Origin of the sequence: Bradyrhizobium sp. 138 (genome assembly GCF_023074075.1) — a bacterium.
Classification (GTDB): domain Bacteria; phylum Pseudomonadota; class Alphaproteobacteria; order Rhizobiales; family Xanthobacteraceae; genus Bradyrhizobium.
In genome coordinates this window covers 222,629-240,292 of sequence record NZ_JADPKT010000084.1, presented here as the reverse complement: position 1 = coordinate 240,292, position 17,664 = coordinate 222,629, and the positions used below count along the sequence as shown (strand labels likewise).

Annotated in this window: 17 protein-coding genes; 12 read left to right on the top strand and 5 right to left on the bottom strand. The window is 63.8% G+C overall.

The window, feature by feature from the left end; all coding sequences use genetic code 11:
• Positions 1 to 123: 123 nt before the first annotated feature.
• The 7 genes from xoxF5 (at position 124) to IVA79_RS29025 (ending at position 8,098) form a co-directional block, all read left to right on the top strand.
• A complete protein-coding gene (xoxF5, locus tag IVA79_RS29055) occupies positions 124 to 1,926 on the top strand; it encodes a lanthanide-dependent methanol dehydrogenase XoxF5 (RefSeq protein ID WP_247559735.1) in 1,803 nt (600 codons plus the stop codon).
• A 110-nt stretch (positions 1,927 to 2,036) separates the two neighbouring features.
• On the top strand, positions 2,037 to 2,531 hold the full coding sequence (locus IVA79_RS29050) for a c-type cytochrome, methanol metabolism-related (RefSeq protein WP_247559734.1): 495 nt from the start codon (positions 2,037 to 2,039) through the stop codon (positions 2,529 to 2,531).
• 60 nt (positions 2,532 to 2,591) lie between these two features.
• Complete coding sequence (locus IVA79_RS29045) at positions 2,592 to 3,701, top strand: S-(hydroxymethyl)glutathione dehydrogenase/class III alcohol dehydrogenase (protein WP_246918087.1); 1,110 nt, start codon at positions 2,592 to 2,594, stop codon at positions 3,699 to 3,701.
• Positions 3,702 to 3,734: 33 nt separating this feature from the next.
• Positions 3,735 to 4,298: an S-(hydroxymethyl)glutathione synthase gene (gene gfa / locus IVA79_RS29040; RefSeq protein ID WP_247559483.1), complete on the top strand. Its 564-nt coding sequence runs from the start codon at positions 3,735 to 3,737 to the stop codon at positions 4,296 to 4,298.
• Positions 4,299 to 4,936: 638 nt separating this feature from the next.
• Entirely contained in the window at positions 4,937 to 5,389 is a 453-nt protein-coding gene (locus tag IVA79_RS29035) for a (2Fe-2S)-binding protein (RefSeq protein ID WP_247559731.1), read from the top strand.
• A gap of 1 nt (position 5,390) precedes the next feature.
• Positions 5,391 to 7,703 (top strand): molybdopterin cofactor-binding domain-containing protein, encoded by a 2,313-nt coding sequence (locus IVA79_RS29030; protein WP_247559481.1) that lies wholly within the window; start codon positions 5,391 to 5,393, stop codon positions 7,701 to 7,703.
• Between the two features lie 134 nt (positions 7,704 to 7,837).
• Entirely contained in the window at positions 7,838 to 8,098 is a 261-nt protein-coding gene (locus IVA79_RS29025; RefSeq protein WP_247559479.1) for a hypothetical protein, read from the top strand.
• 120 nt (positions 8,099 to 8,218) lie between these two features.
• Here IVA79_RS29025 and IVA79_RS29020 read toward each other — a convergent pair whose 3' ends face one another.
• The 4 genes from IVA79_RS29020 to IVA79_RS29005 all read right to left on the bottom strand — a co-directional run bounded on the left by IVA79_RS29020 (position 8,219) and on the right by IVA79_RS29005 (position 12,548).
• The gene (locus IVA79_RS29020; protein ID WP_247559477.1) at positions 8,219 to 9,946 is read right to left on the bottom strand and encodes a methanol/ethanol family PQQ-dependent dehydrogenase; all 1,728 of its coding nucleotides are present in this window, start codon (positions 9,944 to 9,946) and stop codon (positions 8,219 to 8,221) included.
• 130 nt (positions 9,947 to 10,076) lie between these two features.
• The gene (locus IVA79_RS29015; protein ID WP_247559474.1) at positions 10,077 to 10,730 is read right to left on the bottom strand and encodes a Rieske 2Fe-2S domain-containing protein; all 654 of its coding nucleotides are present in this window, start codon (positions 10,728 to 10,730) and stop codon (positions 10,077 to 10,079) included.
• Between the two features lie 263 nt (positions 10,731 to 10,993).
• Complete coding sequence (locus tag IVA79_RS29010) at positions 10,994 to 11,458, bottom strand: group III truncated hemoglobin (RefSeq protein ID WP_247559472.1); 465 nt, start codon at positions 11,456 to 11,458, stop codon at positions 10,994 to 10,996.
• A 139-nt stretch (positions 11,459 to 11,597) separates the two neighbouring features.
• Complete coding sequence (locus tag IVA79_RS29005) at positions 11,598 to 12,548, bottom strand: 3-hydroxybutyryl-CoA dehydrogenase (protein ID WP_346658211.1); 951 nt, start codon at positions 12,546 to 12,548, stop codon at positions 11,598 to 11,600.
• Positions 12,549 to 12,759: 211 nt separating this feature from the next.
• On the opposite strand from IVA79_RS29005, the gene IVA79_RS29000 reads away from it, so the two are divergent.
• On the top strand, positions 12,760 to 13,458 hold the full coding sequence (locus IVA79_RS29000) for an ABC transporter permease (RefSeq protein WP_247559468.1): 699 nt from the start codon (positions 12,760 to 12,762) through the stop codon (positions 13,456 to 13,458).
• Here IVA79_RS29000 and IVA79_RS28995 read toward each other — a convergent pair.
• Entirely contained in the window at positions 13,432 to 14,241 is an 810-nt protein-coding gene (locus tag IVA79_RS28995) for a substrate-binding domain-containing protein (protein WP_247559466.1), read from the bottom strand. The two genes, IVA79_RS29000 and IVA79_RS28995, sit on opposite strands and share 27 nt — an antisense overlap.
• A gap of 161 nt (positions 14,242 to 14,402) precedes the next feature.
• Here IVA79_RS28995 and IVA79_RS28990 point away from each other — a divergent pair, with 161 nt between their 5' ends.
• The 4 genes from IVA79_RS28990 to blaBJP all read left to right on the top strand — a co-directional run bounded on the left by IVA79_RS28990 (position 14,403) and on the right by blaBJP (position 17,538).
• Positions 14,403 to 14,693, top strand: a complete 291-nt coding sequence (locus IVA79_RS28990) for a hypothetical protein (RefSeq protein WP_247559463.1) — start codon at positions 14,403 to 14,405, stop codon at positions 14,691 to 14,693.
• A 250-nt stretch (positions 14,694 to 14,943) separates the two neighbouring features.
• A complete protein-coding gene (locus IVA79_RS28985) occupies positions 14,944 to 16,167 on the top strand; it encodes a hypothetical protein (protein ID WP_247559460.1) in 1,224 nt (407 codons plus the stop codon).
• 63 nt (positions 16,168 to 16,230) lie between these two features.
• Positions 16,231 to 16,512: a TonB-dependent receptor plug domain-containing protein gene (locus IVA79_RS28980; RefSeq protein ID WP_247559458.1), complete on the top strand. Its 282-nt coding sequence runs from the start codon at positions 16,231 to 16,233 to the stop codon at positions 16,510 to 16,512.
• A gap of 141 nt (positions 16,513 to 16,653) precedes the next feature.
• Positions 16,654 to 17,538 (top strand): BJP family subclass B3 metallo-beta-lactamase, encoded by an 885-nt coding sequence (blaBJP, locus tag IVA79_RS28975; RefSeq protein WP_247559456.1) that lies wholly within the window; start codon positions 16,654 to 16,656, stop codon positions 17,536 to 17,538.
• Positions 17,539 to 17,664 lie beyond the last annotated feature (126 nt).

Here is a 17,664-nt window from a genome sequence, read left to right as displayed (position 1 = left end):
AAACAGCACAGCATCGTTTCTGGTCCCAATCGTGACCGCCCTGCACGAGCAGACGCCGGACGAGAAGCCCGGTGAATCACTATTGCTTCGGAAACAATAAACGAGACCAACGGAGGAATGACTATGCGCAAGGTGCTACTGGCGACCTTTCTCGGCTCAGCGGCGGCTCTCGCTGTCGGGAGCGCCTCGGCCAATGACGAGCTGATCAAGATGTCGCAGAACCCGAAAGATTGGGTGATGCCGACCGGCGATTACGCCAATACCCGCTACTCCAAGCTCAACCAGATCAACGCACAGAACGTGGGCAAGCTCCAGGTTGCCTGGACCTTCTCGACCGGCGTGCTGCGCGGCCATGAGGGCGGCCCGCTGATCATCGGCAACGTCATGTACGTCCACACCCCGTTCCCGAACAAGGTCTACGCCATTGACCTTTCCAACGAGAACAAAATCATCTGGAAGTACGAGCCGAAGCAGGATCCGAACGTCATCCCCGTGATGTGCTGCGACACGGTTAATCGTGGCTTGGCCTACGGCGACGGCAAGATCTTCCTGCATCAGGCCGACACCACCCTCGTCGCACTCGATGTCAAGACCGGTCAGGTCGCATGGACCGCCAAGAACGGCGATCCCAGCAAGGGCGAGACCGGCACGTCGGCGCCCATGGTCGTCAAGGACAAGGTGCTGATCGGCATCTCCGGCGGCGAGTTCGGCGTCCAGGCTCATATGTCGGCCTACGACATCAAGACCGGCAAGCTGGCATGGCGCGGATATTCGGAAGGACCGGACAACCAGCTTCTGGTCGACGACAAGACCACCGCGCTCGGCAAGCCGATCGGTAAGGACTCGAGCCTCAAGACCTGGCAAGGCGATCAGTGGAAGATCGGTGGCGGTGCCACCTGGGGCTGGATCTCCTACGATCCCGAGCTGAACCTTGTCTATTACGGATCGGGCAACCCCTCGACCTGGAATCCGAAGCAGCGTCCCGGCGACAACAAATGGTCGATGACGATCTGGGCGCGTAACCCGGATACCGGCGTTGCCAAGTGGGTCTATCAGATGACACCCCACGACGAGTGGGACTATGACGGCGTCAACGAGATGATCCTCTCGGATCAGGCGATCAACGGCCAGCCGCGCAAGCTGCTGACGCATTTCGATCGCAACGGTCTCGCCTACACTCTCGATCGCGTCAACGGTGAGCTTCTGGTCGCTGAAAAGTACGATCCGAAGGTGAACTGGACCTCCGGCGTCGACATGGACAAGAACTCGCCGACCTACGGCCGCCCGAAGGTGCTCGACGCAGCTTCGACCGACAAGGCGGGCGAGGACGTCAACGTGAAGGGCATCTGCCCGGCCGCGCTCGGCACCAAGGACGAGCAGCCGGCAGCCTACTCGCCGGACACGCAGCTGTTCTACGTTCCGACCAACCACGTCTGCATGGACTACGAGCCGTTCAAGGTGAGCTACACCGCGGGCCAGCCCTATGTGGGTGCGACGCTCTCGATGTATCCGCCGCAGGGTGAAAGCCACATGGGCAACTTCATCGCCTGGGACGGCAAGACCGGCAAGATCGTCTGGTCGAACAAGGAGCAGTTCTCGGTCTGGTCCGGTGCGCTCGCAACCGCCGGCGGCGTGGTGTTCTACGGCACGCTCGAAGGTTACCTGAAGGCGGTCGATGCCAAGACCGGCAAGGAGCTCTACAAGTTCAAGACTCCCTCCGGCATCATCGGCAACGTCACGACCTATGAGAACGGCGGCAAGCAGTATGTCGCAGTGCTCTCCGGCGTCGGCGGCTGGGCCGGCATCGGTCTGGCAGCAGGTCTGACCGATCCGACCGCAGGCCTCGGTGCCGTCGGTGGCTACGCGGCCCTCAGCAACTACACGGCACTCGGCGGCACGCTGACCGTGTTCGCGCTGCCGAACTAGGCCCATCAGCATCGCTCCGGCGCGTGGATCAACTCCACGCGCCGGCTCGTCTCCCCCGGGCTCCGTCGAGGATAAATCTCTTGCGTAAAATCTGCTCTGTCATTGCTGCGATGATCTTGGTTGCTTCCGGAGGAATTGCGGTCGCGGACGACGGTCCGGGCGACCCGACCGCCGTGAAGAAGGAAGACGACGGAAAGTGGCTCGATAAGGAAGGAAACCCCACCTACAAGATTTCGGCCGACGGCACCGTGGACTGGTTCACCTATTCCGGGTACCGCCGCTATCACTCGGACTGCCACGTGTGCCATGGCCCCGACGGCATGGGATCGACCTACGCACCGGCATTGAAGGATTCCGTCAAGTCGATGAGCTATGGCGACTTCATCGGCGTAATCGCCTCCGGTCGCAAGAACATCTCGACCGCGCAGGAGAACGTCATGCCGGCCTTCGGCGACAACCCGAACGTCGCCTGCTACATGGACGATCTCTACGTCTATCTGCGCGCCCGCTCCACCGAAGCTTGGGGCCGGCAGCGTCCTGCCAAAAAGGAAGACAAGACACCGGACTACACCAAGGCGGAAGACGCCTGCATGGGCAATAAGTGAACGTTGCCGGGATTGCCGAGACGACGCCTTGGCATCCTATGAGGATTTGAGGAGTTTACGATGAAGACACGTGCCGCCGTCGCTTTCGAAGCCAAGAAGCCGCTTGAGATCGTCGAGCTCGACCTGGAAGGACCGAAGGCCGGCGAAGTCCTGGTCGAGATCAAGGCGACGGGCATCTGCCATACCGACGCCTATACGCTCGACGGCTTCGACAGCGAGGGAATCTTCCCGTCGATCCTTGGGCATGAGGGCGCAGGCATCATCCGCGAGATCGGTCCCGGCGTGACCTCGGTGAAGCCGGGCGACCACGTCATCCCGCTCTACACGCCGGAATGCCGGCAGTGCAAAAGCTGCCTCAGCCAGAAGACCAATCTCTGCACCGCGATCCGCGCGACGCAAGGCAAGGGCGTGATGCCCGACGGCACCAGCCGCTTTTCCTACAAGGGCAAGCCGGTCTACCACTACATGGGCTGCTCGACCTTCTCGAACTTCACCGTGCTGCCGGAGATCGCGGTCGCCAAGATCCGCGAGGACGCCCCCTTCGACAAGAGCTGCTACATCGGCTGCGGCGTCACCACCGGCGTCGGCGCCGTCGTCAACACCGCGAAGGTCACGCCAGGCTCCAACGTGGTCGTGTTCGGCCTCGGCGGCATCGGCCTCAACGTGATCCAGGGCGCCAAGATGGCCGGCGCCGACAAGATCATCGGCGTCGACATCAACGACGCCAAGGAGGATTGGGGCCGCAGGTTCGGCATGACGGAGTTCGTCAACCCCAAGAAGGTCACCGGCGACATCGTCCAGCATCTTGTCGGCCTCACCGACGGCGGCGCCGACTACACCTTCGATTGCACCGGCAACACCACGGTGATGCGCCAGGCGCTGGAAGCCTGCCATCGCGGCTGGGGCACCTCGATCATCATCGGCGTTGCCGAGTCCGGCAAGGAGATCGCCACCCGCCCGTTCCAGCTCGTCACCGGGCGCAACTGGCGCGGCACGGCCTTCGGCGGCGCGCGCGGCCGCACCGACGTGCCGAAGATCGTCGACTGGTACATGAACGGAAAGATTCAGATCGATCCGATGATCACCCACGTGCTCAAGCTCGAGGAGATCAACAAGGGCTTTGACCTCATGCATGAGGGCAAATCCATCCGTTCAGTCGTCGTGTTCTAGCTCGAAAGCGTCACCCCCAAGGAGGAACGACCCATGACTGTTGCACTCCATCCCTCGATCGACAACGGCGTCAAACAGGGCAGCGGCAGCTTTGCCGGCGGCACGCTGGTCTGCAAATGCAGCGACCATCCGGTGAAAGTCGCCGTCAAGGGCGACGTCGCCCATAATCACGCCTGCGGCTGCACCAAATGCTGGAAGCCGCAAGGCGCGACGTTCTCCGTTGTCGCCGTGGTGCCGCGCCAGAACGTCACCGTGCTCGAGAACGGCGACAAGCTCCAAATCGTCGATCCCTCCGCGGTGATCCAGCGCCATGCCTGCAAGGCGTGCGGCACGCACATGTACGGCCGCATCGAGAACAAGGGCCACCCGTTCTACGGCCTCGACTTCATTCATCCCGAGCTGTTCCAGGAGCAGGGCTCGCAGGCGCCGCAATTCGCCGCCTTCGTCTCCTCGGTGATCGAAGCCGGCGTGAAGCCGGAGCAGATGGCGGGCATCCGTTCGCGGCTGAAGGAAATCGGGCTCGAGCCCTATGATTGCCTGTCCCCGGCGCTGATGGACGCGATCGCGACCCACGTCGCCAAAGCCAAGGCCGCCTAAGAAGGCCCCCCGAGCTGGCCGGGCCGCGAGCTTCGGCCAGACCCCCGCGGCTCGCTGGCGCCAACCTCCGCCAGCGAGCCGGACCGGTCCGTGTTCTAAGACCGTGGCGGCGATGCCGCCGCTTGCGTACCAAGCGTCTGTGAGGGCATCAGCTCCCTCAGTCCTGGTCTCTGAATGACTGCGCAGGTCCGCCCGCTACCTGCTCGAAGCCGCGGTGCCTGCGTTTCTCCCTCCCTCGACTGAGGCATCTTGCTTCGTCCGCGCAGTCTTTCTGGCGGACGAAGCCTTTTTCGTTGCACCTCGCATGAGAGCACGCGCGATCCATCGCGGCGTGCTGATGCGCCCTGCTTTTGACAAACCATCGATGCAATCTTTTCCCGGTGAGAACACTCGGCTGTGAACGCCGGGCCGGCGCCATCTCTGTTACGATCGCGCCGTCACGATGCCGCGCGAAATACAATCAATTAAGAACAAAAACGGGAGGTATCGAACACATCCGGACATCGAGATTCACATTCCTGGTTGCTGCCGGGATCTGCCCGCGGGCCGGAATGTGACGGCACGACGCAACTGGCGTTGCGCCGACTGGCGTCGGCGCATTTTGAATTTGGCATGCTTATAAAGAGCGAGGGATGATCATGATCAAGGTGAAGATCAACGGCCAGGAACAGAGCTGGGACGGCGACCCGGATCTCCCGCTACTCTGGTTCCTGCGTGACGAGGCCGGGCTGACCGGCACCAAATACGGCTGCGGCCAGGCCCTGTGCGGCGCCTGCACCGTCATCGTCGACAAGCAGGCCGTACGGGCCTGCATCACGTCGGTGAACGACGTCGCCGGACGCGAGATCACCACGATCGAAGGGCTGCATCCGAACGGCGATCATCCGGTGCAAAAGGCCTGGCGCCAGGTCAACGTGCCCCAATGCGGCTTCTGCCAGGCCGGCCAGATCATGCAGGCGGCCGCGCTTCTGATGGACAACCCAAAGCCCTCGCATGACCAGATCCGCGAGGCGATGGCCGGCAACATCTGCCGCTGCGGCTGCTACCAGCGCATCGAGAACGCGGTCCATCTCGCATCGACGGGAGTGTGACATGAATTTCATCGACAATCCCCGCAAGCTTCGCGGCTTCGAGAAGAACATCAAGGTCGAGAAGGTCTCACGCCGCAGCATCCTGAAGGGGCTCGGCGTCACCGGCGGCTTCGTGCTCGCCGCACCCGTGATGACGCGCCAGGCGCTCGCTTACGAAACCGGCGCCGGCAAGATGCCACATGGCGTCGTGGTCGATCCGCGCGTGTTCGTTTCGGTCGCCCCGGACGGCATCGTCACCATCGTCGGACACCGTTCGGAGATGGGCACCGGCGTGCGCACCAGCCTGCCGCTGATCGTGGCCGAGGAGATGGAAGCCGACTGGTCCAGGGTCAAGGTGCAGCAAGCCCATGGCGACGAGGTCAAGTTCGGCAACCAGGATACCGACGGCTCGCGCAGCACGCGGCATTATCTGATCCCGATGCGCCAGATCGGCGCTTCGGCGCGCACCATGCTGGAGCAAGCGGCGGCGAAGCGCTGGGGCGTGCCGGCGACCGAGGTCAAGGCCGTCAACCACGAGGTCGTCCACAGCACCAGCGGCCGCAAGCTCGGCTTCGGCGAGCTCGCCACTGATGCCGCCAAGGAATCGGTGCCTGCAATCGAAGGCCTCAAGCTGAAGGATCCCAAGGATTTCCGCTATCTCGGCAAGGGCCAGGTCAGCATCGTCGATCTCCACGACATCACCACCGGCAAGGCGCATTACGGCGCAGATGTGCGGCTGCCAGGCATGAAATATGCCGTGATCGCGCGTCCGCCGGTGACCGGCGGCAAGCTGGTCTCGTTCGATCCGGATGCGGCACTGAAGGTCCCCGGCGTCGAGAAGGTGATGAAGGTTCAAGGCTGGCCGTGGCCGTCGAAGTTCCAGCCGCTCGGCGGCGTCGCGGTGATCGCCCGCAACACCGGCGCTGCGATCAAGGGGCGCGATGCGCTGAAGCTGACCTGGGACGATGGAGCCAACGGCAAGTACGACTCGGTCGCCTACCGCAAGGAGCTCGAAGAGGCCTCACGCAAGCCGGGCCTCGTCGTGCGCAAGGAAGGCGATGCGGATACTGCGCTGAAGGGCGCCGACAAGGTCATCGTCGGCGAGTACTACATCCCGCATCTCGCCCATGTCAGCATGGAGCCGCCGGTGGCGGTCGCCGACGTCAAGGGCGACAAGGCGGAGATCTGGGCGCCGGTGCAGAGCCCCGGCGGCACCCGCGAGGACGTCGCCAAGACGCTCGGCATTCCCGAAGGCAACGTCACCGTCAACGTGACCCTGCTCGGCGGCGGTTTCGGCCGCAAGTCGAAATGCGACTTTGCGCTCGAGGCCGCGCTGCTCTCGAAGGAGCTCGGCGCGCCGGTGAAGGTGCAGTGGACGCGGGAGGACGACATTCGCAACGGCTTCCTGCACACGGTCTCGGCCGAGCGCATCGAGGCCGGTCTCGACAAGAGCGGCAAGGTGATCGCCTGGCGCCACCGCAGCGTGGCGCCCAGCATCGCCTCGACCTTCGCCGCCGGCACGGTGCATCAGGCCCCGTTCGAGATCGGCATGGGCCTCGCCGACATGCCGTTCGAGATCGCCAACATCTCCTGCGAGAATCCGGAAGCCGCGGCGCATACCCGCATCGGCTGGTTCCGCTCGGTCTCGAACATCCCGCGCGCCTTTGCGGTGCAGTCGATGGTCGGCGAGATCGCGCAGGCGACCGGCCGCGACCAGAAAGACATGCTGCTCGAGCTGATCGGCTCGCCCCGCATCGTCAAGCCCAACGTGAAGGACCTCTGGAACTACGGTGAGCCGCAGGACAGCTACCCGATCGACACCGCGCGCCTGCGCAAGGTGGTCGAGCTGGTTGCCGAGAAGGGCGAATGGGGCCGTCAGGTGCCGAAGGGCCATGGCCTCGGCATCGCCGTGCACCGCAGTTTCGTCAGCTATATCGCGACCATCATCGAGGTGGCCGTCGACGACAAGGGCAAGCTGACGGTGCCAAGGGTCGACACCGCGATCGATTGCGGCACCTATGTCAACCCCGAACGCATCGCCTCGCAGATCGAGGGGGCCGCGATCATGGGGCTGAGCCTCGCCAAATATGGCGAGATCAGCTTCAAGGACGGCAAGGTGCAGCAGAAGAATTTTGACGACTTCCAGGTCGTCAGAATGGACGACTCTCCCGTGGTGACCAACGTCTACATCGTGCCGCCTGGACCCGATACGCCGCCGAGCGGCGTCGGCGAGCCCGGCGTGCCGCCATTCGCGCCGGCGCTGATCAACGCGATCTTCGCCGCGACGGGAAAACGGATCCGCTCGCTTCCGATCGGCAAACAGCTGGAAGCGTAGAGCATGATCCGAAAAAGTGGACACCGGTTTTCCGGATAGATCATGCTCAAACAAAGGAGCGCGATAGAAGTGTATCGCGCTCCGGAACAGAAGCGGCCTCGCGCCGTTTCCATCGATCTGACAGGAGCAGATCGATGACCAACATCTCCAGGGCGCTCGCAGTCTCGCTGCTGTCGGGCGCCTTTCTTTTTACGGCCTCCGGCGCATTCGCCCAGAGCAATACGACGCCGCCGACCACGGCGACGCGCCCCACCGCGCCGGACCAGAACTCACTCCCCAACGCCAGCGCCCCGCCCGCCTCGACCACCCAGACCACCGGGCAGCACAATCCGGATCCGAAGGTTCGCGAAATGAACCAGAAGGAAAAGGGCAAGGTCGAGCGCGAGGGGAAGTAGTGGCCCACGACGCGTAGCAAGGGCAGCGACCCATTGTGTCTACAAGAATGCGGCGGACGTTGCCGTCCGCCGCATTCGCCACCCCCCTGTTGCTCCGCTTCTTTCGATCCGCCCGCGGAGCTACTTCTTCAGCGCGAACACCCAGATGACGCCGCCTTGCGGCACGTTGGCTTCGATGCCGATGTTGTTGGTCACCAGCGCATCCTGGATGCGCTGCGCGTCCACGCCCCACCCCGACTGGATCGCGATGTACTGCGTGCCGTCGATCTCATAGGACACCGGCATGCCCATGATGCCGGAGTTGGTCTTCTGCTCCCACAACAGCTCGCCGGTCTTGGCATTGAACGCCCGGAAGTTGCGGTCATTGGTGCCGCCGACGAAGATGAGGTCGCCCGCGGTCGCCGTCACCGAGCCGAACAGCTGCGACTTCGGGAAATTGTGCTGCCACACCTTCTTCCCCGTCGCGGGATCCCAGGCCTGCAGCTCGCCGAAGTGATCCGCGCCCGGCTTCGTCTTCAAGCCGATGTCCTCCGGCTTGGTGCCGAGCCAGAGCTCGCCCGGCTTGAGCGCAACCTTCTCGCCGGTGAACCCGCCGCAGAAATTCTCGTTGGCGGGCACGTAGACGAGGCCGGTCTTCTGACTGTAGGCCGCCGACGGCCAATCCTTGCCGCCCCACAGCGACGGACAGAACTCGACGCGCTTGCCGATCACCGGCTTGTGCGCGGGGTCGACGATCGGCTTGCCGCTCTCGGGTTCGATGCCCTTCCAGACGTCGGTGGAAACGAACGGCCAGCCGGCAACATAGTTGATCTTGGTCGGCGTGCGCTCGAGTATCCAGAAGATCGCGTCGCGGCCAGGATGGACCAGGCTCTTGATGTTGCGGCCGTCGCGTTGCAGGTCGATCAGCATCGGCGCGTCGACCTCGTCCCAATCCCAGGAATCATTCTGGTGGTACTGGTGATAGGTCTTGATCTTGCCGGTGTTGGGATCGAGCGCGAGCACCGAGGAGGTGTAGAGATTGTCGCCGGGATGAGTCTCGCCGGGCCATGGTGCGGCGTTGCCGACGCCCCAATAGATCGTCTTGGTCTCCTTGTCGTAATTGCCGGTCATCCAGGCCGAGCCGCCGCCGTTCTTCCAGTCGTCGCCCTGCCAGGTGTCGTGGCCGGGCTCGCCTTCGCCCGGAATGGTGAACGTCCGCCACAGCTCCTTGCCGTCCTTGGCGTCATAGGCGGCGACATAGCCGCGCACGCCGAACTCGCCGCCGGAGCCGCCGACAATGACCTTGCCGTCGACGATCAGCGGCATCAGGGTCATGTACTGGCCCTTCTTGTAGTCCTGCACCTTGGTGTCCCACACCACCTTGCCGGTCTTGGCATCCAGCGCGACGACGTGGTCGTCGGTGGTGGCGAGGTAGAGCTTGTCCTCCCAGAGGCCGACGCCGCGGCTGGTCGGATGCAGCTGGAACAGATCGTCGGGGAGCTGCCGCTTGTAGCGCCAATATTCGTCGCCGGTCTTGGCGTTCAGGGCGATCACCTGGCCCATCGGGGTCGCGACGAACATCACGCCGTTGTTGACGATCGGCGGCGCTTCGTGGCCTTCGACAACGCCGGTGGCAAAGGTCCAGACCGGCGTGAGGTTCTTCACGTTGGAGGTGTTGATCTGGTCGAGCGGACTGTAGCCGTGGCCGTCATAGGTGCGCCGATAGAGCATCCAGTTGCTCGGCTCCGGATTCTCCAGCCGCTGCGCGGTGACCGGCGAATAATTCTCGATCGGGCCAGCCAGCGCGGCGGTCGAAACGAGGCAGGTAAAGGCGACGAAGCCGGACAGGTACCATTGCTTCCTGGTCATGGACATTTTCATGGACGTTCCCCTTTTTCATCCGCTTGAATTCTTGATGTGAATTCTTGTCGTTCGTCCCGTCGTCCGCGCTTCGGCGGAGGCGGCCATTCGTGACGCGGGCCCAGCCCGCAACCGTCCATCATCCTGGCTGCGCGCCACCTACCTTTCCGATGAAATTGCCGGCAACGCTGAGCGATCCGTCAGCCAGCGCCAATGGCAACGCCGCGAGCCGTCGCGGCGCCGGCCCGAACACGACCTGCGCGCCCGCGCGGGGATCGTATTCAGAATTGTGGCACATGCACTTGAGCACCTCCTTGTCGCCGACATCGCTTTTCACCCAGGCGGTGACGGGACAACCGGCGTGCGAGCAGATCGCCGAATAGGCGATGATGCCGTCGATGGCGCGCGCTTTGGTCTTCTCGTCGAGCTCGGCGGGATCGAGCCGGATGATCAGGATCTCGTTGAGCCGGGAGGCGCTGCGCACCACCGATGTCTTGGGATCCTTCGGCCAGGCATGCACCGGCGGTCCGCCAGCGGTCAGATCGGCCGCGGTGATGAGCTTTCCTTCCTTGTCGCCTTCGGAGAAGACCAGCACATCGCCATTCTGGGGCCGCTCGTCGGAGCCAGGCGGATCCTCGCCCGCGCGCGCGTGCGCGGAACAACCGAGGCAGGCGGTGGTCGCGATTGCGCCAAGCAGAACCGTTCGCCGCGTCTGCTCGGCGCAGGCGCCGGCTTCGGGTTCCGTGATGCTCTCAGACGATGAGGAATTGGTCGTGAACGATGCGCGGGACATGTTCACAAGCAGGCGCTGGAACTCTGCCGAAAACAAGGCGAAGAATTGGCGCCGCAGTGCATCAATATGGCTTCACTCGCGTTGATTGAACGAGAATGAACGCATTCAAACGCGTTTTCGCAAAATCAACGTCACGCCGCGCGATCGGCATGATGAATTTGCAGATCAGACCGATGATGTCGGAATTGGTGCGGCGCGCTATCGCTCGCACTGCGCAAACGCAGCGCGACATGCTTGCACACTCTGCGGGCTGTCGGTCGCCATCAGGACCTGAGCACGTGGCGCGGTGCCGCGATAGAACCGGCGACGGTCGCCGATGCCATTTCAAAACTGTCGGCGATGCGACGCGCCTTGTCGATGAACAGGCTGGCTGCCGGCGGTGGGCAGACCTCGCGCGCGGTCTGCTCGAACAGATCGAGCCAGCGGTCGAAATGATCGCCCTCCAGGCTCAGCGGCAGATGTGCCCGCATCGGCGAGCCGCGATAGCGGCCGCTCATCAGCACGACCGAGGACCAGAAGTCTCTGAGCTTGGCGAGATGCTCGTCCCAGTTCTGCACGATCCCAAACACCGGCCCCAGAAGTGCATCTTCACGCACGCGCCCGTAGAAGCGGGTCACGAGTTCCCCGATCATCTCCTCCGTGATCCCGGTGCGCTCGATCGCATCCTGGGTCAGCAGGCTCCGTCGCGCCGCCGCCGCCTCGCGCTCGGCCTTCAGTCGATCCGACATGTCCTCTGTGTCCGTTCCGTTGTTCTCGCAGGCCGCGCCCGTTCGACAGTGTCGGGCCAATCGCGCGCGGCGTCTTTGTCGCAGCGCAAAGTGCGGAAATCCGGCGGCGAACGCGAAAGGCCCGCCACCGGCCGCCTGATCAGGCGCTATAGGTGTAGAAGCCCTGCCCGGTCTTGCGGCCGAGATGGCCGGCATCGACCATTTCTTTCAGCAGCGGCGCTGGCCGATATTTAGGATCGTTGAAGCCCTTGTAAAAGACCTCCATCACCGAAAGCATGGTGTCGAGCCCGACCAGATCGGCCAGAGCCAGCGGCCCGATCGGATGGTTGCAGCCGAGCTTCATGCCGGCGTCGATTTCTTCTGCCGTCGCAATCCCCTCCTGGAGCGCGAAGATCGCCTCGTTGATCATCGGGCACAGGATGCGGTTGACGGCAAAGCCCGGGCTGTTCTTCGCCGTGATCGCCACCTTGCCGACGCGCTGGGCGAAATCGAGCGCCTTGGCGTGGGTGTCGTCCGAGGTCTGCAAGCCGCGGATGAGTTCCAGCAGTGCCATCACCGGCACCGGGTTGAAGAAGTGCATGCCGATGAAACGATCGGGACGGTCGGTCGCGGCGGCGAGCTTGGTGATCGAGATCGACGAGGTGTTGGTCGCGACCAGCGTGCGCGGCGACAAGGTGGCGCAGAGGTCCTTCAGGATCTTGACCTTGAGCTCCTCATTCTCGGTCGCGGCCTCGATCACCAGGTCGCAATCCGACAGCTTCGCCCGATCGGTGGTGCCGGTGATGCGCTTGAGCGTCGCCTCGCGATCGGCCGCCGACATCTTCTCCTTCTTGACAAGGCGCTCGAGGCTGCCGCCGACGGTCGAAATCCCGCGGTTCACCGCCGCATCGGAAATGTCGACCATCACGACCGAGAGCCCGGCCGCCGCGCAGATTTGCGCGATGCCGTTTCCCATGGTCCCTGCCCCGATGATGCCAACGGTCTGGATCATTGCCTCATATCCTTCATCCTTGCGGTCCGCGCCAGCACGGCACGGCCATTTGTACCTGCACCAGGGTCTAGCACCGCCACGGGGCGGCTGCGACCTGATCCTGTCCCTTCCTTAAAGCATCCATGGCCGGAATAAAGCCGCCTGACAGGCTTCAAACGACGCCATCAGCGCCCCAGAGGCCGGTTTGTGACCTCGGCGCCCTCCGCAGTCCAGTCCCGGTTTCCGCCACCCGGCGGGTCTTGATTTTGGCAGCCGCAACGGCGAGAACGCACGTCGCGGGAGCCCGCGGAAGGAAGCTGCCTGAGGCCGGATGAACGACTTTGCACGCTCCATCGGCTCCGCCCTCAATCTGATCGCCGAGGCCGACGCCGAGCTGCTCGGCATCGTCGCCCTGTCGGTGCGGGTCAGCCTGACCGCAAGCTTCGTCGCGCTCGTGATCGGCGCGCCACTCGGGGCCATGCTCGCGATCACCCGTTTCCGCGGCCGGCAGGTGATCATCGTTCTGATCAATGCACTGCTCGGCCTTCCGCCGGTCGTGGTCGGCCTTGCACTCTATCTTTTACTGTCGCGGTCGGGCCCGCTCGGGGTGGCCGGCCTGCTGTTCACGCCGGCCGCCATGGTGATCGCCCAGTCGCTGCTGGCGACCCCGATTGTGGTGGCGCTGGTGCACCGGCCCGCGAGCCTGTTGTGGGCGGAGTATGGTGATCTGGCCCGGATCGACGGCCTCTCGGCCTTCCGCAGCATGGCGCTTCTGTTCGCGCTCGGCCGAACCTCGCTGCTGACGGCGTTTCTCGCAGCGTTCGGGCGCGCCATCGCCGAGGTCGGCGCCATCATCATCGTCGGCGGCAACATCCGCGGCTTCACGCGCACGATGACGACCGCGATCGCGCTGGAGACCAGCAAGGGCGACTTGCCGCTGGCGCTCGGACTCGGGCTGATCCTGCTCGCGCTCAGCGTGGCGGTGTCGACCGTCGCCTTCCTGCTAGTGGGACGCATTGGGGAAAAATAGCTGCTCGCCGCCGACCTTGTACCCGGCGATCGCCTCCTGTCCCTTCGATGACACGAGCCAGTCGATGAAAGCCTGCCCGTCTTTTGCCTTCACGTTCGGATGCGTGGCGGGATTCACCAGCATGACGCCGTACTGGTTGAACAGCCGTTTGTCCCCCTCGGTCAGGATCGCGAGCTCGCCGCGGTTCTTGAAGGACAGCCAGGTGCCGCGGTCCGACAGCAGATAGGCGTTCGACGATGAGGCCATGTTCAGCGCGGGACCCATGCCCTGGCCGATCTCCCGGTACCAGCTCTCCTTCGCCGCGCCGGTGTCGACACCCGCTTCCTTCCAAAGCCGGAGCTCGGCGGCATGCGTGCCGGACTTGTCGCCGCGTGAGATGAACGGCGCCTTCGCCGCCGCGATCTTGCGCAGCGCATCCGCAACGTCCTTGCCGCCGGCAATCTTTGCGGGATCGCTCTTCGGGCCGACGATGACGAAGTCATTGTACATGACGTCGAAGCGCCTCACGCCCTGCCCTTCCGACATGAACTTGTCTTCGGCGGGCCTGTCATGGACGAATACCACGTCGGCATCGCCGCGCCGCCCGATATCCAGCGCTTGGCCGGTGCCGACGGCGACGACCTTCACGCCAATGCCCTCGGCCTTCGCGAACAATGGCAGCAGATGGCCGAACAGGCCCGATTGTTCCGTCGACGTGGTCGAGGCTATCGTGATGGTGCGATCCTGCGCGAATGCGATGGTGGACCAGAGCAGAACCGCTCCCAGGGCGGCAATCTTCCTCATGCGTCGTTCCTCAACCAACAATGACGGTCCTGAATAGCCCCTGTCGATACAGACGGGAACCCCGACGTTAGGCCGCGTAGAGTTGAATGGGTGGCTACCAAGCGGCAGGAACGTGGTTGGCGCAGGCGGATTGTCTGGGATGTAAAGTCAGGGAGAGTCCAATGAAGAAGATCATCTTGGCATCCGCATGCATCATGGCGCTGTCGACCGGTAGCGCCGCAGCGCAGACACAACCTGCGCCAGGCGCCTCCGGCCAAAGCGACGTCGGCCCCTCATCGCGAGGTCCCGCCACCAAGGGTATGACGACCGGACGTTCGTCGAACATGCAGAACGAGGCCAGCGACAGCAAGGGTGCGCAGCATCCGTCGGATGGCGGCACCAACACCAACAACACGGGCAGCCAGGCCGGCGGCAACTCGGGCTCCGGCGGCGGCGCGGGCTCGGACAAATAGTCGGAAGATCGCAGCTTCCGGGAGGGATTGTGATCTTGTGGATCACGTTCCCTCTTCGAAGGAAGCGTATCCATCATCACTGTGGTCGCGGTCACACCGCGGGCGAACGTGCGGATGTTCTGCAATTGGTCTCACCTAGATTGACAGGGGTGTGACGGCCGGGGCAGTTTTTTACATTGCTGGCGAATCAGCGATTGCCTCACGCCGAGTACCTCCTGGACAACTCCTAGTGCTTTCGAGACTGATATCGTTGCTGCGCCGCATCCCCGTGGTGAAATGGGCATTCACCGGGCTTCGGTCCGCGCCGCATAGCGGCAGCATTGACGTCACGCCGGTCGCCGCAGACGTCTCGCCTGTCATCGCCGAAGACATCGCGGCCGAGGACATCGCGGAAACGACTTCGACTCAAATCACCGATATCGGCACGGTTGTGGCGAGCGACGACGCCGAGATCGCGGGCGCGGCTCCGTCCGCCCAGGATGATACCGCGATCTCTGTCATGGCGGAGAGCCCGCCGGCCGCGCCGACCGATGCCAGCGGCAACGATGATTCCTCGCGAGAGACACCATCAGAAATCGAGCCGGTCGTCGTCGAGAAGGCTTCGGTCTCGACCGTCGAGATCGAAATCGCGGCAGCCGATGTTCCCGAATCAGTCGCCAGCAATGACCCGGCTGTTGAAATCTCGACGAGCGTCAGCGAACCGGCCGACGCCGAATCCGTCATCGGCAGCGATCCACTTCCCGCACCTCTGACCGACGCTGAGCTCGTTGTCGCGGAGGAGGCATCGCCGTTGTCCGTCGCTGTCGAGAGCGCTCCGGTTGATGCCCGCGCTCTTGTCGTCAACGATGATCGTTCCCCTGACGTCATCGTGGATATTGAGGCGACCGTAGACGAGCCGTGTGTCAGGTCTGCCGATAGCGAAGTTCTGGCAGAGCCGGTCTCTGAGACTCGTTTCGACAGCGATCTCTCCACGAGTGCCGCGGTGGCAATCGAGCCGGCCGCTACGGACGTTGCTGCGCCGGTCATAGCAGCGGCCACGGCGCAGTGTTCCGCCGAGACAGCCAGCGTCACCGACATCGAGCCGGCTCCGGCTCTCGCGTCGCCTTCTCCCGCGAGCCTCAGCGCATCGAAAGTTCGCGCAAGAGCCGCGGAACCTGCCGATCGCACCGCGCTGATCCGGCAGCGCTGGGCGGAAACCGGAATCAGGATGTGGAATCCGCGGCTGCACGGCACCGGCGAAGCCGCGCTGAACATCCAGGGAAGTGTCGGGCTGCTGCCGCCCGCGCCCGGCGAGACCATGCCGCGCTACGACAAGCTGGAATTCAAGATGCTCGGCGGCCAGATCGTCTGTGAGGGCGTCATCGTCGAAGCGCCCGCGCAGGCGAGCCATCGCAGTTTCACGCGGCTCGCCGAGCCTGGGAAGATCGAGCGGGTCCGCGAACCAGCGCGGGAACGCCAGGCCGCTCTCGCCTGATCCTTTCTTCCGCGATCACTGTCATGATGTGCTAGGCTGATATCCCGTCATGGGAGATCGCACATGCGCGCAAGCTCGTTGCTTCTGATCGTGATCGCCGCATTCTGCGTCTCGCAGCCGGCTATCGCTGCGGACAAACGGCCACGTCATGCAGTCGCTGCCGTTCCCGCCACCGATCCGGCCGCGTCCTACAGGGCCGACAGGCTCTCCTCCTCGCGCGGAGAGCGGATCCTCGACACGCCGGGCCAGACCACCGTGCTGACGCGGCAAGTGCTCGACGACATGAACGCGACTAGCCTGAGAGGCGCGCTGCGCTCGACTGCCGGCGTGACGATCGGGCGCTAGGCACGCCGCTATTCCCGCGCGGCACGTAAATTTGCTCCGACAAGCAGTTGCCCGCAACGCCGGCTGCGACGTAACCTGCGCACCGGTCGAGCCGCGACATCCGCCCGATCAAAACGACAAGAACACGATGGGAGGCAAACCATGAGAATACTTTCGGCCGGGCTGTGCGCCCTGGCACTGCTCGCAACGGGCGCGCAAGCGCAGACCCTCAAGGCCTTCCTGGCGACGGCTATGCAGAGGTGGACGGCACCGTTCGAGCCGTTCCAGCTCATTGGCAACATCTACTATGTCGGGACCGAAGGCATTGCCGTCTATGTCATCAAGACATCGCAGGGCCTGATCCTGATGGACACGGCGGTGCCCCAGTCGACCGGTATGATCAAGGACAACATCGCCAAGCTCGGCTTCAAGGTTTCCGACATCAAGATCGTCCTCAACTCGCACGCGCATATCGATCACACCGGCGGTTTTGCCGAGATCAAGAAGGAGACGGGTGCGCAGCTCGTGGCCGGCGAGCGCGACAAGCCTCTGCTCGAAGGCGGCTATTATCCCGGCGACGAGAAGAACGAGGATCTCACCTTTCCCGCGGTGAAGGTCGACCGCACGGTGAAGGAAGGCGACAAGGTCACGCTCGGCGATACCACGCTCACCGCACATGCAACGCCTGGCCACTCGCCGGGCTGCACGAGCTGGGAGATGACCGTCAAGGACGGCGACCAGAACCGCGAGGTGCTGTTCTTCTGCAGCGGCACGGTGGCACTGAACCGCCTGGTCGGCCAGCCGACCTATGCCGGTATCGTCGACGACTACCGGGCGACCTACCTCAAGGCCAAGGCGATGAAGATCGACGTGCTGCTCGGGCCGCACCCGGAGGTCTATGGCATGCAGGCCAAACGCGCGCAGATGAAGGACGGCGCGCCGAATCCGTTCGTCAAACCGGGCGAGCTTGCGACCTATGTGACCGGCCTGTCGGTGGAATTCGACAAGCAACTCGCCAAGCAGACCGCAGCTCTGGAAAAGAAGTAGCGGCCATCGGATGCGGCCTATGGTTAGCAGGGCGTAGCAACGGCTTTGCAGAACTTTGCGGCCGATGCCCGCTTCTGCGGCACCCTTATCGTTAATGCGGCCTCACCAATGCACGCGACCCGAAAC

What these genes read in the sequence shown, in the direction of transcription:
- IVA79_RS29020 (WP_247559477.1), bottom strand. Translation starts at nt 9,946, where the DNA reads ATGACCAGGAAGCAATGGTACCTGTCCGGCTTCGTCGCCTTTACCTGC.
- IVA79_RS29000 (WP_247559468.1), top strand. Translation starts at nt 12,760, where the DNA reads ATGAACGACTTTGCACGCTCCATCGGCTCCGCCCTCAATCTGATCGCC.
- IVA79_RS29010 (WP_247559472.1), bottom strand. Translation starts at nt 11,458, where the DNA reads ATGTCGGATCGACTGAAGGCCGAGCGCGAGGCGGCGGCGGCGCGACGG.
- gfa (WP_247559483.1), top strand. Translation starts at nt 3,735, where the DNA reads ATGACTGTTGCACTCCATCCCTCGATCGACAACGGCGTCAAACAGGGC.
- xoxF5 (WP_247559735.1), top strand. Translation starts at nt 124, where the DNA reads ATGCGCAAGGTGCTACTGGCGACCTTTCTCGGCTCAGCGGCGGCTCTC.
- IVA79_RS28990 (WP_247559463.1), top strand. Translation starts at nt 14,403, where the DNA reads ATGAAGAAGATCATCTTGGCATCCGCATGCATCATGGCGCTGTCGACC.
- IVA79_RS29035 (WP_247559731.1), top strand. Translation starts at nt 4,937, where the DNA reads ATGATCAAGGTGAAGATCAACGGCCAGGAACAGAGCTGGGACGGCGAC.
- IVA79_RS28980 (WP_247559458.1), top strand. Translation starts at nt 16,231, where the DNA reads ATGCGCGCAAGCTCGTTGCTTCTGATCGTGATCGCCGCATTCTGCGTC.
- blaBJP (WP_247559456.1), top strand. Translation starts at nt 16,654, where the DNA reads ATGAGAATACTTTCGGCCGGGCTGTGCGCCCTGGCACTGCTCGCAACG.
- IVA79_RS29050 (WP_247559734.1), top strand. Translation starts at nt 2,037, where the DNA reads ATGATCTTGGTTGCTTCCGGAGGAATTGCGGTCGCGGACGACGGTCCG.
- IVA79_RS29045 (WP_246918087.1), top strand. Translation starts at nt 2,592, where the DNA reads ATGAAGACACGTGCCGCCGTCGCTTTCGAAGCCAAGAAGCCGCTTGAG.
- IVA79_RS29015 (WP_247559474.1), bottom strand. Translation starts at nt 10,730, where the DNA reads ATGTCCCGCGCATCGTTCACGACCAATTCCTCATCGTCTGAGAGCATC.
- IVA79_RS28995 (WP_247559466.1), bottom strand. Translation starts at nt 14,241, where the DNA reads ATGAGGAAGATTGCCGCCCTGGGAGCGGTTCTGCTCTGGTCCACCATC.
- IVA79_RS29025 (WP_247559479.1), top strand. Translation starts at nt 7,838, where the DNA reads ATGACCAACATCTCCAGGGCGCTCGCAGTCTCGCTGCTGTCGGGCGCC.
- IVA79_RS29030 (WP_247559481.1), top strand. Translation starts at nt 5,391, where the DNA reads ATGAATTTCATCGACAATCCCCGCAAGCTTCGCGGCTTCGAGAAGAAC.